We start from the raw sequence: 17,346 nt of genomic DNA, 5'->3' as shown, positions 1-17,346 counted from the left end.
TAGTCGGAACAGAGTGCCATGTTTGAAGTCGGCTGGACCGAAATGCTGGTGATCGCGGTCGTCATGATCGTGGTCGTCGGGCCGAAGGATTTGCCCAATATGCTGCGCACCTTTGGCCGCACGACGGCGAAGCTGCGCGCCATGGCCGCCGACTTCCAGAAACAGTTCAACGAAGCGCTGAAGGAAGCGGAACTCGACGACGTCAAGAAGTCGGTCGACGAGCTCAGGGGGCTCAGCCCCGTTGCCGAGATCAGAAAACAGCTCAATCCGTTCGAGCAGGCTGCGGCCGATGTGCGTGCCGGCGTCGACTCGGCGATGAAGCCGAAGCCGGCCGCCGATCCGGCAACGCCGGTGGCTACGGCGCCGCAGGCGTCCGAGCCGTTGAAGAACGGCGCGACGGAAATGCCTGGCGTCAGCGCCGCGGGAGCAACGCCGCCAACGCCGATTTTCCCGGCCATGACCGATGAATCGGTGGTGGTGGCGTCCACGGGACCTGCCGTGACGCCGAAGGCGGGCAGGAAAGCCGCCAAGGCCGCGCCGGCGGCAAAGGTGCCAGCCAAGACCTCGACATCCGCGAAGACGGTGACGGTAAAAGCCGCACCCGCGCCTAAGGCGTCGACAAAGGCCGTGACGAAGCCTGCCGCCGCCAAGGCGACTGCGGCAAAGACCGTGGCGAAAGCCGAACCGAAGCCTGCGCCGGCGAAGAAGCCGGCGGCCAAGAAGACGGCTGGAGCCGCCAAGTGAGCGTTTCGGACAAGGAAAAGGACGAGATCGAGAAGTCGTCGGCGCCGCTGATCGAGCATCTCATCGAGTTGCGCCGCCGGCTGATCTGGTCGCTCGGCGGCTTTTTCGTCGCCTTCCTGGTCTGCTTCTTCTTCGCCAAGAGGCTGTTCAACCTTCTGGTCGTCCCCTTCAGATGGGCGACGAAATGGGCGGGTCTCGACCCGCACAAGGTCGAGCTGATCTACACCGCGCCGCAGGAATTCTTCTTCACGCAGGTCAAGCTCGCCATGTTCGGCGGCATGGTCATCGCCTTTCCGCTGATCGCCACGCAAATCTACAAATTCATCGCGCCCGGCCTCTACAAGAACGAGCGCAACGCCTTCCTGCCGTTCCTGATCGCGTCGCCGATCCTGTTCCTGATGGGCGCCTCGCTGGTCTATTTCTTCTTCACCCCGATGGTAATGTGGTTCTTCCTCGCCATGCAGCAGGCCGGCACGGACGAGCAGGTGCAGATTTCGCTGCTGCCGAAAGTGTCGGAATATCTCAGCCTGATCATGACGCTGATCTTCTCCTTCGGCCTGGTGTTTCAGCTGCCGGTGGTGACCAGCCTGATGACGCGCGTAGGCATGCTGTCGTCCAAGGCGCTGGCCGAGAAGCGCAAATGGGCGATCGTCATCGCCTTCGTCGTCGCCGCCGTGCTGACGCCTCCCGATCCGATGAGCCAGATCGGCTTGGCCATCCCGACCATCCTGCTCTACGAGGTCGCCATCTGGTCGTCCCGGCTGATCGAGCGCAGCCAGGAGCGCGAGCGCCTGGCGCGTGAGAAGCAGGAAGCCGGGGAGACCGTGGCCGACAAGACACCGGACGAGCCTCCGGCGTCGGCTGCCTCGTAAGACCTCAGCGGCGGCGGAAAACGACAAGCGCCGCCCAGCCTCATCTTGCATCGGTCAAGGATGCGGTTTACGCCCTCGGAGCTTAGCTCAGGAGCGTTCAAACCATGCTTGACATCAAATGGATTCGCGACAACCCGAAGGCCCTTGTCGAGGCGCTGGTGAAGCGCTCGTGGTCGGCCGGCGAGGCGCAGTCCACGGTCGATGATCTGATCGCCAGGGACGAGGCGTGGCGCGAACACGTCACCGAGCTGCAGACCAAGCAGGAGCGCCGCAACGCCGCCTCGAAGGAGATCGGCAACGCCATGCGTTCGGGTGACGCCGCTCTTGCCGAAAAACTCAAGGCCGAAGTCGGCGATATAAAAACCTTCATCCAGAATGGCGAGGCGCGTGAGCGCGAGCTCGACAAGGCGCTGACCGACGCGCTGGCGGTGCTGCCCAACGTGCCTCTCGACGATGTGCCGGTCGGCAAGGACGAACACGACAATGTCGTCAAACACATTGTCGGCAAGGTGCCGACGCGGCCGAACTGGGTGAAGGAGCATTTCGAGGTCGGCGAAGCGCTCGGCATGATGGATTTCGAGCGGGCGGCAAAGCTGTCGGGCTCGCGCTTCACCGTGCTGAAGAGCGGATTGGCGCGGATGGAACGCGCGATCGGCCAGTTCATGCTCGACCTGCATACGACCGAGCACGGCTACGAGGAAGTGATCCCGCCGCTGATGGTGCGCGACGAAGTGCTTTTCGGCACCAACCAGCTGCCGAAATTCGAGGAAGACCTGTTCTTCACGCCGCATGGGGAGGGTAGGCTTGGCCTGATCCCGACCGCCGAGGTGCCGCTCACCAATCTCGTGCGCGGAGAAATCACCGCGCATGAAAAGCTGCCGCTGCGCTTCACCGCGCTGACGCCGTGCTTCCGTTCGGAAGCCGGCTCGGCCGGCCGCGACACACGCGGCATGCTGCGCCAGCACCAGTTCTACAAGGTCGAGCTGGTGTCGATCACCGACCAGGAATCCTCGCTCGCCGAGCACGAGCGCATGACGCAATGCGCCGAGGAAGTGCTGAAGCGGCTGGAACTGCCGTTCCGCACCATGGTTTTGTGCACCGGCGACATGGGATTTGGCGCGCGCAAGACCTATGACATCGAGGTCTGGTTGCCCGGCCAGAACGCCTATCGCGAAATCTCGTCCTGTTCGGTCTGCGGCGATTTCCAGGCGCGCCGCATGGACGCGCGCTACAAGGACAAGGACGGCAAGGGCAATCGCTTCGTCCATACGCTCAACGGTTCGGGCACCGCCGTCGGCCGCGCCCTGATTGCCGTCATCGAAAACTACCAGAACGAGGATGGCAGCGTAACCATTCCTGAAGTGCTGCGGCCTTACATGGGCGGTCTGGCAAAGATCGAAGCGAAGTAATGCGCATTCTTCTGACCAATGACGACGGCATTCATGCCGAGGGCCTGGCGTCGCTCGAACGCGTCGCGCGCACACTCTCCGACGATGTCTGGGTGGTGGCGCCGGAGCAGGACCAGTCCGGCTATGCGCATTCGCTGTCGATCTCGGAGCCGCTGCGGCTGCGCAGGATCGGCGAGAAGCATTTTGCCGTGCGCGGCACGCCGACCGATTGCGTCATCATGGGGGTGAAGAAGATCCTGCCCGGCGCGCCCGACCTGATCCTGTCAGGCATCAATTCGGGCGCCAATATCGCCGACGACGTCACCTATTCGGGAACCGTCGCCGGCGCCATGGAAGGCGCGCTGCTCGGTATCCGCTCGATCGCGCTCAGCCAGGGCTATTCCTATGTCGGCGAGGATCGCATCGTTCCCTATGAAACGACCGAGGCGCTTGCGCCGGCACTGCTGAAGAAGCTCGTCGCGACGCCGCTGCCGGACGGCGTGCTTCTCAACGTCAATTTTCCCAACTGCCTTCCCGAAGAGGTCGCGGGCACGGTGGTCACCACACAAGGAAAACTCGTGCACAGCCTGTGGGTCGACGAGCGCCGTGACGGGCGCGGCCTGCCTTACTACTGGCTGCGCTTCGGCCGCGAGCCGGTCGAGGGCAAGCAAGGCACCGACCTCCACGCGCTGCGCAACCGTCTGGTGTCGGTGACGCCGTTGCAGCTCGACCTCACCGCGCATGAGATCCGTGACCAGCTGAGCAAGGCGCTTGCATGAATCTGCCAATCGATGACCGCGAAGGATTTGCTGCTTTCCTGTTGCGCCTGCGCGGCAGGGGAACCGTGCCGAAGGCGTTGATCGCGGCTTTCGAGGCGACACTACGGCGCGGCTTCCTGGCGGCCCACTTCCACCAACTCGCCTGGTCCGACCGCATGCTGCCGATCGAATGCGGCGAGGCGATCGAAGGCGCCGACATGCAGGCGGCGGTGATCGCGGCCCTTGCCATCGAACCGGGAAACCGCGTTCTCGAGATCGGCACCGGCTCCGGCTATACGGCGGCGGTGATGTCGCGGCTGGCGGCGCGGATCGTCACCATCGACCGCTACAAGACCCTGGTCGAGCAGGCCAGGCAGCGTTTCGAGGCGCTTGGCATCGGCAATGTCATCGTGCGCCAGGCTGACGGCTCCGGCGGCCTGCCTGCAGAAGGCCCGTTCGACCGCATTGTCGCCTGGGCCGCCTTCGACAGCCTGCCGCGCTTCCTGCTCGACCAGCTGTCGAGCGGCGGCATCGTCATCGCGCCGATCGGGCCGGAGGAGGGCGAGCAGGTGCTGGCCAAGCTCACCAAGGTCGGCAGCCGTTTCGAGCGCGAGGATATCGGCCTCGTGCGGCTGCAGCCGATCCTGCGCAGCATAGCTGCGGTCATCTAGGAGCATTGATATTCAGGTGAGACCGGCCTGCAAATGGCTGACACCTGCGCTGCCGGTGCTCACGTACTGAAGTACGCTCCGCTCCGGTTCTCGGTATCAACCATTTTCGACTTGGTCTGACCTGAATCTCGACGCGCCTCCGGCGCACTCGAATGTTTTAAGAAAATTTTCGTCGGATTCTAATGGGTTAACCGACCAGTAACATTAACGCGCTTTAATCCGATCCAGTTGGTGCAGCGTTTGTGCGGGTTAGTGCGATGCAACTCAGTGTTTTGAAGACAAACAGTCGCAATCTGGCGCGGGGCTGCGCTGTTCTCATGATTGCGGGGGCGGCCGCCGGGTGCAGTTCCCAGGCTTCGCGGTTCAACAGTGTCGACGACGTCTTCACTTCCTCGACCAACAATCAGCGCGCCATCATCAACAAGCAGGATGCCGTACAGCCCTATCCGGGCGATGTCTCGGCCGCGCCGCTTGACGGCAGCCACACGCAGTCGATCAGCCGCTCGAGCCTCGACCCGGTTTCGAGCCGGCCGTTGCCGCCGCCCGTTTCAGCCCAGGCGCAACCCGCGCCGGCGCTCGCGCCTGGCGCCAATCCAGTGCGTGTCGCTTCGGCGCCGGCCATGGTTCGGCCTGCTCCCCATGTCGACAGGACGACAACCGGCACCGTGGAGCCGGCCGCCAAGCCGTTCAAGAATGCCCAGCCCGACGCGCCGAAGGTGGCCGAGGCGGGCAGGCCGCACGCGACCGAGATCGTCGTCAGGGACGGCGAGACCATTTCCGGCCTGGCGGCGCATTACAAAGTGCCGGCCGATGTCATCATGAAGGTGAATGGCCTGAGCCCGACCAAGGGGCTGAAGACCGGCCAGAAGATCGTCATTCCGGCCTATGCCTATTCGAGCAAGGCCGAGCCGAGGGTCGCCGACGCCAGGCCGTTGAAGGACGGGCCGGCGAAGGATGGCAAGCACGACCTGCCGGCCACCGCGCCGGACAAGGTCGCCGTCCTGCCGCAGCAGCCTAAGCTCAAGGAAGGCAAGTCCGCCGCGCAGGTCGATGCTTCGGCCGCCGCAAGCCAGCCCAAGGAGCCCAAGCCGGCGCAGGTCGCCAAGGCAACAGGCGCCGCCGGCACCTACACGGTCCAGTCGGGTGACACGATGTCTTCGATCGCCAGAAAGACCGGCGTCGGCGTCGTTGCGCTGAAGCAGGCCAACGGAATGAAGGATGGCCTGCTCAAGATCGGCCAGACCCTGAAGGTGCCGGCCGGTGGAACCGCGACGGTCGCCAGCGCCAAGCCGGCGAAAGTCGATCCGGTGACCACGGCAACCACGCAGCCTCCGGCAAAGGCCACGCCGTCGGAAACGCTGGCATCCTATACGCCGCCGAAGAAGGACGCGAAGGTCATCCAGCAGGCCGAGGACGACGACGCGGTGGCGCCCGATGCCACGGGTATCGGCAAGATGCGCTGGCCGGTGCGCGGCCGGGTGATCTCCGGTTTCGGATCCGGCAAGGACGGCGTCGACATCGCCGTGCCCTCGGGCACGCCGATCAAGGCGGCCGAGAACGGCGTCGTCATCTACGCCGGCGACGGGCTCAAGGAATTCGGCAACACGGTGCTGGTGCGCCACGAGAACGGCCTGGTCACCGTCTATGGCCATGCCAGTTCGATCGAGGTGCAGCGCGGCCAGAAGGTCAAGCGCGGCCAGGAGATCGCACTCTCGGGCATGAGCGGTACGACGGACTCGCCGAAGCTGCACTTCGAAGTGCGCAAGAACTCGGCGCCGGTCGATCCCTCGACCTATCTCGAATAGAACAAAAAAAGCGATTTTGCGGGCCGTCTGACCTCCAGTCCGGCCCGCCGGCTCAGCCCGTTCCGCAAGGAGCGGGCTTTTTCAGTTTGTGCAAAGCCCGCCCGCGCGGTTCACAGATGATCGCGGAGCGTGTCGGCGATCATCTCCTCGAGGCTGCTGGCCTTCACGCCCAGAAGTGCTTCTGTGTCGGAGGCATCAACCAGCAGGGGTCTCTCGAAGAGGTAGCGCATCTCGATGGCCTCATGCATGCCCAGGGATTCGATCTCAGGGGCGGAATAGGAACGTGTCCCTGAAACCTCTCGTCCGAGCACCGCCGCGGTTTTCTGGATGAGCTCCCGTGGTGAGGCGTATTGCGAGGGAACGTGAAACGCGCGTCCCCATTCGCCGTTGTAGCGGGCCGCCGCGACCAGCGTCCTCGCGACGTCCTTGGTGAAGGTCCAGGCATGGGTTGCGTCGAGGTCGCCAATGAAGGCGATAGGCGTGCCCTCGATGATGGAGGGCAGCGCGATCAGTGAAAAATAGCTGATCGCGCCATGTCCGAGATAGTCGCTGGAGCGTATTTCGATCGCCGGTACGTCGGCACGAACCGCCCGCTGCCACATGATCGTCCTGGCGGTTCCCTTCCTCGAAGTGGGATCCAGAGGCAGGTCGGAGCGAAGCGGGCTATCGGCATTTTCCCCATAGCCATAGAGGTTTCCGAGCACGATGAGTTTGGCGCCGACCGCTTCGGCCGCGCGCACGGTGCCATCGATGATGGGGAAAAAGTCGATCGGCCACCGATCATAAGCGGCCATGGCACACATGAAAATGGCATCGGCACCTCGGCAGATACGCGACAGTTCCGAGGCATGCGTGGCATCGGCCTGTATGGTCCGCACGTTCGGCAGCGCGTTCGAACCGACGCCTCGGCTGGTGAGAACGACATCATGTCCTTCCTCTCCAAGAAGGCGCGCGGTCTCGCGTCCAACCGGGCCCGCGCCGACGACAACATAGAAACTCATAGCAACCTCTCTTCCAAGCTTGATGGAGAGACGTGCGTACAGGTTCGCGGCATTGAAAATCGCGCGGGAATTGCCAAATCTTGAACAGGTTTCGCCACGAATCGAGAGAGCATGCGTCCACAATTCGCTCCGGCCCGATCCCCATCCGACGTCGCAATGATCTCCCGGCACATCGAGGCAGGTGTCCATCGTCTGCCGCGGGCGCCGCACCATCGTGTCATGGTGCATGCAAGCGCGGCGACACGCTCCTACTGCAATCAGGTTGGGCGCCATTTCGTCAGGCGCGCCGGCGATATCGACCTGGTACCAGCTGGCGAGGAGGGCGGTTTCGAGGCCGAAACCGCGTTCGACACGATCGAGATCGTCTTGCAGCCAGCCCTGATGGAAAGGGTAGCGGCGGAACTTGGCGGCAGGGCGCTGATGTCGCGGCTCGACACGCGCCACCTGCTTCGTGACCAGCGCATCGCGCATCTCGCTCGCGCGCTCCAGAGCGATCTCGATGCGGGCGCACCGAGTGGCTCTCTATTCGCCGACAGCATTGGCGCCGCGTTGGCGGTCAGGCTGCTTGGTGCCGACGATATGGACATCGAACGAACGAACCGCCTGTCGGATATCCAGCTCAAGCGCGTCCTGGAGCACATCGAGGCCGCTCTCCACGAGCCGCTCTCGATCCATCGGCTGGCCCGGGTGGCCGGCGCGAGCAGCTCGCACTTGCGGACATGGTTCAAGGTGGCGACGGGCGTCACACTGCATCGCTATGTGTTGCGACGTCGGGTCGAACGCGCGCGTGCCCTGCTGCAGCAGGGAGATCTCAGCACCAGCGAGGTCGCGGAATTGACGGGCTTCGCGCACCAGTCACATCTGGCGCATTGGATGCGCCGCGAGATCGGCCAAACGCCGCGCGACGTGCGACGGGCGCGACGCCTCAATCCTTGAGCGGCTTGCCAAGCCGGCCGGCCAGATCCTGCGTGAATTGCCAGGCGACGCGGCCCGAGCGGCTGCCGCGCGTCGTCGCCCATTCCAGCGCCTCCGCGCGCAGCTGCTCGGGGTCGATGTCGAGGCCATGATGGCTGGCATAGCCGTTGATCATCTCGAGATACTCATCCTGCGAGCATTTGTGGAAGCCGAGCCAAAGCCCGAACCGGTCGGAGAGCGAGACCTTCTCCTCGACCGCTTCGGACGGGTTGATGGCGGTCGAGCGCTCATTGTCGATCATGTCGCGCGGCAACAGATGGCGGCGGTTCGAGGTGGCGTAGAAGATGACATTGGCCGGGCGGCCTTCGACGCCGCCTTCAAGTGCCGCCTTCAACGACTTGTAGGACGTGTCGTCATGATCAAAGGACAGGTCGTCGCAAAACAGGATGACGCGGAACGGCGCGGCCTTCAGCAGACCCATCAGCTTCGGCAGCGTATCGATGTCCTCGCGGTGGATCTCGATCAGCTTGAGCGGCAGGTCGGATTTAGCCTTTTGTGATTTGGCCCGGGCATTGATCTCGGCATGCACGGCCTTGACCAGCGACGATTTGCCCATGCCGCGCGCGCCCCACAACAGCACGTTGTTGGCGGCAAAGCCGGCGGCGAAGCGCTCGGTATTGTCGACGAGGATGTCGCGGACGCGATCGACACCGCGGATCAGGCCGATGTCGACGCGGTTTACCTTGCGCACCGGCTCAAGATAGCCGGGATCCGCCTGCCAGACGAAGCAGTCGGCCTCGCGGAGGTCGGTTTCATGCACCGGCGGCGGGGCGAGGCGGCCGACAGCCTCGATCAGGCGGTCAAGTTTCTTGTTGAGGGCGTCGATGGTGCTGTCGGTCATTTCAGGTCTTCTGGCTCGTTTCCTGGGCAGGCAGGTGGGACACGTTCGAATCCGTCGGGTTCGAAACCTGTCCCAACCTTTTGTTCGAGCGTGATCTTTTCGGTAAACCGGCTCTCGCTTTTCGCGATCCTGCTCTAACACGGGCGAACAGGCCGGAAAAGCAGCCGATTTGGTCGGTCGCGCAGTTGCATTGACAACTTTACCGACTATATTCCGGCCAAATTTCAAGGGGCCGCCAAACTCCGCAGGACGGTTGGCGGCTGTTTTCAAAATTCAGGAGTACCTCGATGTTCGTGACACCGGCATACGCCCAAGGCATTGGCGGCGCCTCTCCCGATATGTTCATCAGCATTTTGCCGTTTGTCCTGATTTTCGTGATCATGTATTTTCTGATCATCCGCCCGCAGCGCACGCAGCTGAAGAAGCGCGGCGAGATGCTGGCGGCGGTCCGCCGCGGCGACACGGTCGTCACCGGCGGCGGTTTCGTCGGCAAGGTGACGAAGGTGATCGACGACAACGAGCTCGAGATCGACCTTGGTGGTGGCACCAAGGTGACGGCGCTGCGCTCGACGATCGCCGATGTGCGCGTCAAGGGCGAACCGGTGGCCAACCAGAACGCCAAGAAATAACCCAATTCAAGGCGGAGCGATCCGCGGACACGCTCTGACGGACGACGCCATATGCTGTATTTTTCGCGCTTCAAGATGATCCTGATCTGGGTGGCCGTCGCCATCACAGTGATCCTCGCCGCGCCCAATCTGTTCCCCGCCAGCACGTTGGCCCAGCTGCCGAGCTGGGTGCCGAAGCGGCAGATGACGCTCGGCCTCGACCTGCAGGGCGGTTCGCACATCCTGCTGGAGATGAACCAGAACGATCTGATCAAGGATCGGCTGGAGACGACGCGCGACGAGATCCGCACGCTGCTGCGTGACGCCAAGATCGGCTATACCGGCCTTGCCGGCACCGGGCGGACCTTGCAGGTGCGCATCACGGATCCGGCCCAGCTCGACGCCGCGAAAAAGGCGTTGAAGACCTTGACCGATCCTGTTGCCGCTGGCCTGTTCTCTGGCGGCTCCATCCAGGAAATGTCGCTGGATGATTCCGAGCCGGGTCTACTCAAATTCACCGTCACCGACGCTGGTATCAAATACCGCACATCGACCGCGTTGGCGCAGTCGATCGAAGTGGTCGAGCGCCGCGTCAACGAACTCGGCACCACCGAGCCCATCGTGCAGCGGCAGGGCGACGACCGCATCCTTGTGCAGGTGCCAGGCCTGCAGGATCCGCAGCGGCTGAAGGAAATCCTCGGCCAGACCGCGAAGCTGACCTTCCAGATGGTCGACCAGTCGATGCCGGTGCAGGACGCGCTCAAGGGGCGCCCGCCCGCAGGCTCCTCGGTGCTTTATTCCCAGGACGATCCGCCGGTTCCGTATCTGATCGAAAACCGCGTCATCGTTTCGGGCGAAAACCTCGTCGACGCGCAGGCGACCTACAATTCGCAGAACAACGAGCCGGTGGTTTCATTCCGCTTCGATTCGAAGGGCGCCGCCCGCTTCGGCCAGGCGACCTCGCAAAATGTCGGCAAGCTGTTCGCCATCATCCTCGACAACCAGGTGATCTCGGCGCCGCAGATCCGTGAACCGATCCTCGGCGGCACCGGCCAGATATCAGGCAATTTCACCGCCCAGAGCGCCAATGATCTCGCCGTGCTTTTGCGAGCCGGCGCGCTGCCGGCGACACTGACGGTCATTGAGGAACGCACTGTCGGACCGGGCCTTGGCCAGGATTCGATCCATGCCGGCAAGGTGGCCGGCATCATCGGTTCGATCCTCGTCGTTGCCTTCATGTTCGTTGCCTACGGCTTCCTCGGCTTCCTCGCCAACATCGCGCTGGCGGTGCACGTGGCGATGATCGTCGGCCTGCTGTCGCTGCTTGGGGCGACACTGACCTTGCCGGGTATCGCCGGTATCGTGCTGACCATCGGCATGGCGGTCGATTCCAACGTGCTGATCTACGAACGCATCCGCGAGGAGCGACGCGCCGGCCGCTCGGTGATCCAGGCGATCGATACCGGCTTCTCGAAGGCGCTGGCGACGATCATTGATTCCAATGTCACTTCGCTGATCGCGACAGTGGTGCTGTTCTATCTCGGCACCGGCCCGGTGAAGGGCTTTGCCATCACCTACGCCATCGGCATCCTGACCACGGTGTTCACCGCGTTCACCTTCACCCGCATGCTGGTGTCGATCTGGTTGCGCCGCGCCCGTCCGAAGGAATTGCCGAAGGCCCCGGTGACCTTCATTCCGCCGGGCACCAAGATTCCCTTCATGGGCATCCGTCGCTGGACATTCACGCTCTCGAGCGCGCTGTCGATCCTGTCCGTGGTGACGTTCATGACCGTCGGCATCAATTACGGCATCGACTTCAAGGGCGGTTCGCTGATCGAGGTGCAGGCCAAGAGCGGCAATGCGGACATCGCCGACATCAGAGGCCGGCTGTCGGATCTCAACATCGGTGAGGTCCAGGTGCAGCAGTTCGGTGCGCCAAACGACGTGCTGATCCGCGTCGGCACGCAGGATGCCGGTGAAAACGCCGAACAGACGGTCATCGACAAGGTGCGCGGCGAGCTGCAGGACAATTATGACTTCCGCCGCGTCGAAGTTGTGGGGCCAACGGTTTCCGGGGAGTTGGCCAAGCAAGGCACGATCGCAATGCTGGTCGCGCTGGTCGGCATCCTGGTCTATGTCTGGTTCCGCTTCGAATGGCAGTTCGCGGTCGGCGCCATCGTGGCGACGGTGCACGATGTGGTCATGACACTCGGCTTCTTCGTCATCTCCGGGCTTGAATTCAACCAGTCATCGCTGGCGGCGATCCTGACCATCATCGGCTATTCGCTGAACGATACGATCGTGGTCTATGACCGCGTTCGTGAGGATTTGCGAAAATACAAGCGCATGCCGCTGCCGCAACTGTTGAACAACGCCATCAACGAGACGCTGTCGAGAACGACGCTGACCTCGGTGACGACCAGCTTGGCCCTGCTGGCGCTGGTTTTGTTCGGTGGCGAGGTGATCCGCTCGTTTACGCTGGCCATGCTGTTCGGCGTCGTCTTCGGCACCTATTCGTCGATCTTCATCGCGGCACCGCTGCTGATCCTGTTCAAGCTGCGGCCGCAGGCTTCGGCCGACGAGGAGAAGCCGGTCAACGGCGGCAAGGCGGTCGCGACCTGACGCGCGGCCCCGAAGGGGTGACGAAAGTGGTGACCGGCAAAGGCATCGTCATCCGCGAGGCGCACTTCCCCGGCCGCGCGTCGATCGAGGCCTATGGCAATGGCGGGTTCCGCTTTGCCGACATGTCGCATCGCGGTTCGCTGCTGTGCCTGCCATCCGGCATCCATGGCTGGGAGCCGGCGGACGCTTCAGCGCTGACAGTGGCGGATTTCGAAAAACTGCTTGCCGAGGCCGACAAGGTCGAGATCCTGCTGGTCGGCATGGGCAAGGATTTGAGGCCGTTGCCCGCGGCGCTGCGGGCGGCGCTGAAGGAGGCCGGTATTGCCTGCGACCCGATGTCGACCGGGGCTGCGGTGCGGACCTACAATGTCCTCCTGGCGGAAGACCGCGCCGTGGCTGCCGCGCTCATCGCCGTCGAGTGATATGTCGCAAAATGCCAAAATCGTCATGGACGCGGTGCGCGCCGCCGATCATGACCGCTATCTGACGGCACTCTACGCGCCGGCCGACAAGCGCGATGCGCTGTTTTCGCTCTACGCTTTCAATGCCGAAATCGCCGGTATCCGCGATCGCATCCATGAAGCATTGCCGGGCGAGGTTCGGCTGCAATGGTGGCGTGACCTCATCGCCGCCGACAGTGACGGCGCAGCCATCGGCCATCCCGTCGCCGACGCATTGAAGGCGACAATTTCTGGCCATCACCTGCCGAAACTGGCCTTCGACAACATGCTCGAGGCGCGCATCTTCGATCTCTATGACGATCCGATGCCGTCGCGTACCGACCTGGAAGGCTATTGCGGCGAGACGGCGGCCGCGCTCATCCAGCTTGCCGCAATGGTGCTCGATCCCGTCGAGGCGCCCCGCTTCGCCGAACTGGCAGGCAGGGCGGGCTGCGCGCAGGCCATGACCGGACTGCTGCTGCTGTTGCCGCTGCACCGCAAGCGCGGGCAGTGTTTTTTCCCGACCGACATTCTGGCGGCGGCGGGATCGACGCCGGAGGAATTTGTTGCCGGCGATGGCGGGCCTGGGGCGCGGCGTGCCGTAGCGGCGATAACAGCGCTGGCACGCGAACACCTTTCAGCTTTCGAGCAAGGCGCCGCCGTGCTGCCGGCGTCGTTGCGCCCGGCATTCCTGCCATTGGCGCTGTCGCGCGCCTATCTCGACAGGATGGAAGGCTCGCGCCATTCGCCGCTCGACGGCGTCGCGCGGCTATCCGCCTTGCGCCGGCACTGGCTGCTGGTGCGGCGGGCGAGCAAGGGCTGGCCGGCACTTTGACGTAAACGTCAATCGTGCTAAGGATTTGGCCGTGCCGGGAACTGTCGCCAGAGATGACAGGCCGGCCCGGAGGAAATCCATGAGCTTGCCCTTTCTGGTCGTGATCGTCGTCCTTGGCATTGCGCTGTCGGTTGCCGCGGTGCATTTCACCGGCGGCAGCAAGACGGCCACGCTGGCCGATCCCGATCAGGCGTTGCACCGTTTCGCCGAGGATTTTCCCGACGAGATGGTTGCAACAGTTCGCCTGACGGCGGACGCCAAAACAGCATTTCTGGAGCTTGGACGAGGGCGCACCGGCATCGTCCACACCATCGGCGACTGCTTCTTGACGCGCATCGTCACCGCTACGGACGTCTCGGTGTCCAATTCCGACGAGACGAACACAATTCAATTGCGATTGACGGACTTCACCTGGAAGGGCGGCCGTTTCCGCTTCGCCAATGCCGGCGATGCGCAGGCCTTGCTGAAAGCTTTTGAAGCACGCCATGCCGCCAGGGAGGCCGCGTGATGGACAGCTATGATTTTCCGCAAGTTACCCAGTTGGCCATTCCGTTCTTCGTCGCCGCCATCCTGATCGAGCTCTGGCTGGTGCGCACCGGCCGCGCGAAAGGCTCGTTCGAGACGCGCGACACGCTGACCAGCCTGATGATGGGCACCGGCAATGTCGTCGCCGGGCTGCTGCTTGGCGTCGTCTCCTACTGGGCGCTGCTGTGGCTGTGGCAGTTCCGCGTCTTCAATCTCGGCCTGTCGGTCTGGGTGTTCCTGGCCGCCTTCCTGCTCGATGATTTGCGCTACTATGTCTATCACCGCATCGCGCACCGGGTGCGCTGGGTGTGGGCCGAACACGTCAACCATCACTCAAGCCAGCATTACAATCTGTCGACGGCGCTCAGGCAGAGCTGGACGGGCCTGTTCACCTTCATGTTCGTGCTGCAGGCGCCGCTGGTGCTGCTCGGCTTTCACCCAGCGGTGATTGCCTTCACCTTCGGCTTCAACCTTGTCTGGCAGTTCTGGATCCACACCGAGGCCATCGGCAAGATGTGGGGCTGGTTCGAGTTCATCTTCAACACGCCCTCGCACCACCGCGTCCACCACGCCACCAATCCACGCTATCTCGACGCCAACTATGCCGGCACGCTGATCATCTGGGACCGCATGTTCGGCAGCTTCGTCGAAGAGCTGGAAGAGGACCGGCCGCGCTATGGCATCGTCAGGAATCTCGGCACCTTCAACCCGCTGAAAGTGGCGTTCCACGAATGGATCGGCATGTTCAGGGATGCGTTTGCGCCGGGTATTACGCTCAGCGATCGCCTGAACTACCTGATCAAGCCGCCCGGCTGGAGCCATGACGGCTCGCGCGAAACTTCGGAGAGCCTGAAGGCGGCCTATGTCAGGCGCAATCCTGCCGAGGCGGGGAAGCCGGGATTGCCGATGGCGGGTGCCGAGCCGGCGGAGCAGCGTTACGCGCCTAATCGATCACCTTGAGCCGTACCCTTGAGCCGTCGGACAATTCGCTCAGCCGGCGATGAATATCGGCCATGCCTACGAACTGCTCACTCACGGGGACCACAAACATGTTTTCGACATCGAATTTGCCCTCGGCAAAGGCGGGCAAGATGGTGAAGCCGTAGCATTCTCCCGTCTTCGGCTTCTTGTCTGCGGCGCGAAGGCGTTCCACAAGCGGCGGGAGGAACCACTCGTCAACGAGATCAGTACGAAGCCTGATCATCTCCTCAAATTCCGCCCGATTGTGAGCCACCTGCTCGACCAAGCCCGTCCCGGTATCGAGCCAGTGAACCCCGTTGTTCGGCTGCTCGATAAACACGCCTCCAACCATTGAGCAAACAACCGGGTTCCAAGGCTCCGGTAAAAGCCACGACCACGCTCTTGCCGCCGCCTGCGCGACGTCCGGTTCAAGTTGGAAAGCTATCTCTGGCCAGCTGACGCTCATCGGACCTCCACCATGAAGGTAGAGCTAGATGGAGAACTTCTGCAACTAGTCCGTGAAGAACTCTACTTGATGGCGGCCGAGACCGGGGCAGATTGGAGTATGCAATTAAAGGCTACTCTGCCGCCACGGCTCGCACGGGCAGTCCGAGCCATGTCGTGCAATCGTCCAGCGCGCGCGATGTGATGGCATGGCGCTTGGCAACCGTCTTGTCCTTGCCGCGCAGGCGTTTGCCCTCGGCCTTCGATGCTTCCACGGGCGGGAACAGGCCGAAATTCACGTTCATCGGCTGGAAGGAGCGCTTGCCCGGCTCGTCGTCCGAAACAATGTGGCCGCCGGTGATGTGGTTGAGCAGCGCGCCGAAAGCCGTGGTGAGCGGCGGCAGGGACGGCGTATGGCCGAGCCGCTCGGCGGCGGCGAAGCGGCCGGCGAGCAGGCCGATCGCGGCACTTTCGACATAACCCTCGCAACCGGTGATCTGGCCGGCGAAGCGCAGGCCCGGACGCGATTTCAGCTGCAGCGAGGCGTCGAGCAAGGTCGGCGAATTGATGTAGGTGTTGCGGTGCAGGCCGCCGAGGCGGGCGAAGTCGGCGTTTTCCAGGCCCGGAATGGTGCGGAAGATGCGGACCTGTTCGGCATGCTTCAGCTTGGTCTGGAAGCCGACCATGTTGTAGAGCGTGCCCAGCGCATTGTCCTGCCTTAGCTGGACGACGGCATAGGCCTTGACCGTCGGGTTGTGCGCGTTGGTCAGGCCCATCGGCTTCATCGGCCCGTAGCGCAGCGTCTCGACGCCGCGCTCGGCCATGATCTCGATCGGCAGGCAGCCGTCGAAATAGGGCGTGCCTTCCCATTGCTTGAATTCGGTTTTCTGGCCGTCGATCAGCGCCTGGACGAAGGCGAGATACTGCTCCTTGTCCATCGGACAGTTGATGTAGTCCTTGCCGGTGCCGCCGGGGCCGACCTTGTCGTAGCGCGACTGGAACCAGCAGGTGTCCATGTCGATCGTGTCGAAATGGATGATCGGCGCGATGGCGTCGAAGAAGGCGAGCGCATCGGCGCCGGTCGCCTCGGCGATCGATTGGGCCAGCGATGGGGCGGTGAGCGGTCCCGTGGCGATGATCGCCTGGTCCCAGTCCGCCGGCGGCAGGCCGGGAACTTCCTCGCGCTGGATGGTGATCAGCGGGTGCGCCTGGAGCTTCTTCGTCACGGCCTCGGAGAAGCCGTCGCGGTCGACGGCCAGTGCGCCGCCGGCCGGCACCTGGTTGGCGTCGCCGGCGCTCATGATCAGCGAGCCGGCCAGTCGCATCTCGGCGTGCAGCAGGCCGACCGCGTTGTTCTCGGCGTCGTCGGAGCGGAAGGAATTGGAACAGACGAGTTCGGCCAGGCCATCGGTCTTGTGCGCGTCCGTGCCGCGAACCGGGCGCATTTCATGCAGCACGACGGGAACACCGGCCTGCGCGGCCTGCCATGCGGCTTCGGAACCGGCGAGACCGCCGCCGATTATGTGTATGGGATTTTTGCTCATGAGCGCCGGAATAATCGCTTGGGGCGGCGATTGCAATTGCCGTGCTTGGTGCGGGCAAACCGCAGATGGTGAACCAGGCGCCGAAAACAACAACACCCGCCGGGGGAGGAGGTCCGGCGGGTGTCGTTTTGGGGGTCGATCCTCGGGAGGAGGTGAAGATCGACCGTATTCGCCATCGCCGGGGAGGAGGTCGGCTTTGACGAAATCTCTTTCGCGTTTTGAAAAGGGGCGAAACCCTTTGGAGCAAAATTCATTTTGCCCCGGGGAAACAACGCCCGCCGCGGGAGGAGGTGCGGCGGGCGCCGTTTGGTTG

Annotated in this window: 17 protein-coding genes; 13 read left to right on the top strand and 4 right to left on the bottom strand. The window is 63.4% G+C overall.

Translation table 11 applies throughout. The annotated features are described in order from the left end of the window. Positions 1–18 precede the first annotated feature (18 nt). The 6 genes from tatB (at position 19) to FJV83_RS26855 (ending at position 6,238) form a co-directional block, all read left to right on the top strand. Entirely contained in the window at positions 19–744 is a 726-nt protein-coding gene (tatB, locus tag FJV83_RS26880) for a Sec-independent protein translocase protein TatB (RefSeq protein ID WP_095772858.1), read from the top strand. Next, positions 741–1,616: a twin-arginine translocase subunit TatC gene (tatC, locus tag FJV83_RS26875; RefSeq protein ID WP_095772857.1), complete on the top strand. Its 876-nt coding sequence runs from the start codon at positions 741–743 to the stop codon at positions 1,614–1,616. The genes tatB and tatC overlap by 4 nt, the downstream gene beginning before the upstream one ends. A 104-nt stretch (positions 1,617–1,720) precedes the next feature. Next, positions 1,721–3,025 (top strand): serine--tRNA ligase, encoded by a 1,305-nt coding sequence (gene serS / locus FJV83_RS26870; protein WP_142886309.1) that lies wholly within the window; start codon positions 1,721–1,723, stop codon positions 3,023–3,025. After that, a complete protein-coding gene (gene surE / locus FJV83_RS26865; protein WP_095772855.1) occupies positions 3,025–3,783 on the top strand; it encodes a 5'/3'-nucleotidase SurE in 759 nt (252 codons plus the stop codon). The genes serS and surE overlap by 1 nt, the downstream gene beginning before the upstream one ends. Continuing rightward, positions 3,780–4,433, top strand: coding sequence for a protein-L-isoaspartate(D-aspartate) O-methyltransferase (locus FJV83_RS26860; protein WP_142886308.1), 654 nt, complete (start codon positions 3,780–3,782; stop codon positions 4,431–4,433). The genes surE and FJV83_RS26860 overlap by 4 nt, the downstream gene beginning before the upstream one ends. A 257-nt stretch (positions 4,434–4,690) precedes the next feature. Next, the gene (locus FJV83_RS26855) at positions 4,691–6,238 is read left to right on the top strand and encodes a peptidoglycan DD-metalloendopeptidase family protein (protein ID WP_142886307.1); all 1,548 of its coding nucleotides are present in this window, start codon (positions 4,691–4,693) and stop codon (positions 6,236–6,238) included. Positions 6,239–6,348: 110 nt separating this feature from the next. Here FJV83_RS26855 and FJV83_RS26850 read toward each other — a convergent pair whose 3' ends face one another. Then, entirely contained in the window at positions 6,349–7,239 is an 891-nt protein-coding gene (locus tag FJV83_RS26850) for an NAD-dependent epimerase/dehydratase family protein (protein ID WP_142886306.1), read from the bottom strand. 111 nt (positions 7,240–7,350) lie between these two features. On the opposite strand from FJV83_RS26850, the gene FJV83_RS26845 reads away from it, so the two are divergent. Continuing rightward, positions 7,351–8,175: an AraC family transcriptional regulator gene (locus FJV83_RS26845; RefSeq protein WP_095790984.1), complete on the top strand. Its 825-nt coding sequence runs from the start codon at positions 7,351–7,353 to the stop codon at positions 8,173–8,175. Here the strand turns inward: FJV83_RS26845 and FJV83_RS26840 are convergent. Continuing rightward, the gene (locus FJV83_RS26840) at positions 8,165–9,055 is read right to left on the bottom strand and encodes an ATP-binding protein (protein ID WP_095790985.1); all 891 of its coding nucleotides are present in this window, start codon (positions 9,053–9,055) and stop codon (positions 8,165–8,167) included. The genes FJV83_RS26845 and FJV83_RS26840 overlap by 11 nt on opposite strands. Positions 9,056–9,342: 287 nt before the next feature. Here FJV83_RS26840 and yajC point away from each other — a divergent pair, with 287 nt between their 5' ends. From yajC to FJV83_RS26810, 6 genes are all read left to right on the top strand, one after another. Beyond that, positions 9,343–9,684, top strand: a complete 342-nt coding sequence (gene yajC / locus FJV83_RS26835; protein WP_010909882.1) for a preprotein translocase subunit YajC — start codon at positions 9,343–9,345, stop codon at positions 9,682–9,684. A gap of 51 nt (positions 9,685–9,735) precedes the next feature. Further along, positions 9,736–12,285 carry a protein translocase subunit SecDF gene (secDF, locus tag FJV83_RS26830; RefSeq protein ID WP_142886305.1) on the top strand — a complete coding sequence of 850 codons (2,550 nt, stop codon included), beginning with the start codon at positions 9,736–9,738 and terminating at the stop codon, positions 12,283–12,285. Between the two features lie 26 nt (positions 12,286–12,311). Beyond that, positions 12,312–12,707 (top strand): Mth938-like domain-containing protein, encoded by a 396-nt coding sequence (locus FJV83_RS26825; protein ID WP_185973408.1) that lies wholly within the window; start codon positions 12,312–12,314, stop codon positions 12,705–12,707. Between the two features lies 1 nt (position 12,708). Further along, on the top strand, positions 12,709–13,560 hold the full coding sequence (locus FJV83_RS26820; RefSeq protein WP_185973407.1) for a phytoene/squalene synthase family protein: 852 nt from the start codon (positions 12,709–12,711) through the stop codon (positions 13,558–13,560). A 79-nt stretch (positions 13,561–13,639) separates the two neighbouring features. Next, positions 13,640–14,068 (top strand): hypothetical protein, encoded by a 429-nt coding sequence (locus tag FJV83_RS26815; protein WP_142886304.1) that lies wholly within the window; start codon positions 13,640–13,642, stop codon positions 14,066–14,068. Next, complete coding sequence (locus FJV83_RS26810) at positions 14,068–15,045, top strand: sterol desaturase family protein (protein WP_185973406.1); 978 nt, start codon at positions 14,068–14,070, stop codon at positions 15,043–15,045. The genes FJV83_RS26815 and FJV83_RS26810 overlap by 1 nt, the downstream gene beginning before the upstream one ends. Here FJV83_RS26810 and FJV83_RS26805 read toward each other — a convergent pair. Further along, complete coding sequence (locus FJV83_RS26805) at positions 15,029–15,511, bottom strand: T6SS immunity protein Tdi1 domain-containing protein (protein ID WP_142886302.1); 483 nt, start codon at positions 15,509–15,511, stop codon at positions 15,029–15,031. The two genes, FJV83_RS26810 and FJV83_RS26805, sit on opposite strands and share 17 nt — an antisense overlap. Positions 15,512–15,623: 112 nt before the next feature. After that, positions 15,624–17,033, bottom strand: a complete 1,410-nt coding sequence (gene trmFO, locus FJV83_RS26800) for a methylenetetrahydrofolate--tRNA-(uracil(54)-C(5))-methyltransferase (FADH(2)-oxidizing) TrmFO (protein ID WP_142886301.1) — start codon at positions 17,031–17,033, stop codon at positions 15,624–15,626. Positions 17,034–17,346 lie beyond the last annotated feature (313 nt).

Origin of the sequence: Mesorhizobium sp. WSM4307, assembly GCF_007003945.1 — a bacterium.
GTDB lineage: Bacteria > Pseudomonadota > Alphaproteobacteria > Rhizobiales > Rhizobiaceae > Mesorhizobium.
The sequence above is the reverse complement of the archived record's forward strand: the minus strand, read 5'-3'. Positions and strand labels throughout refer to the sequence as shown.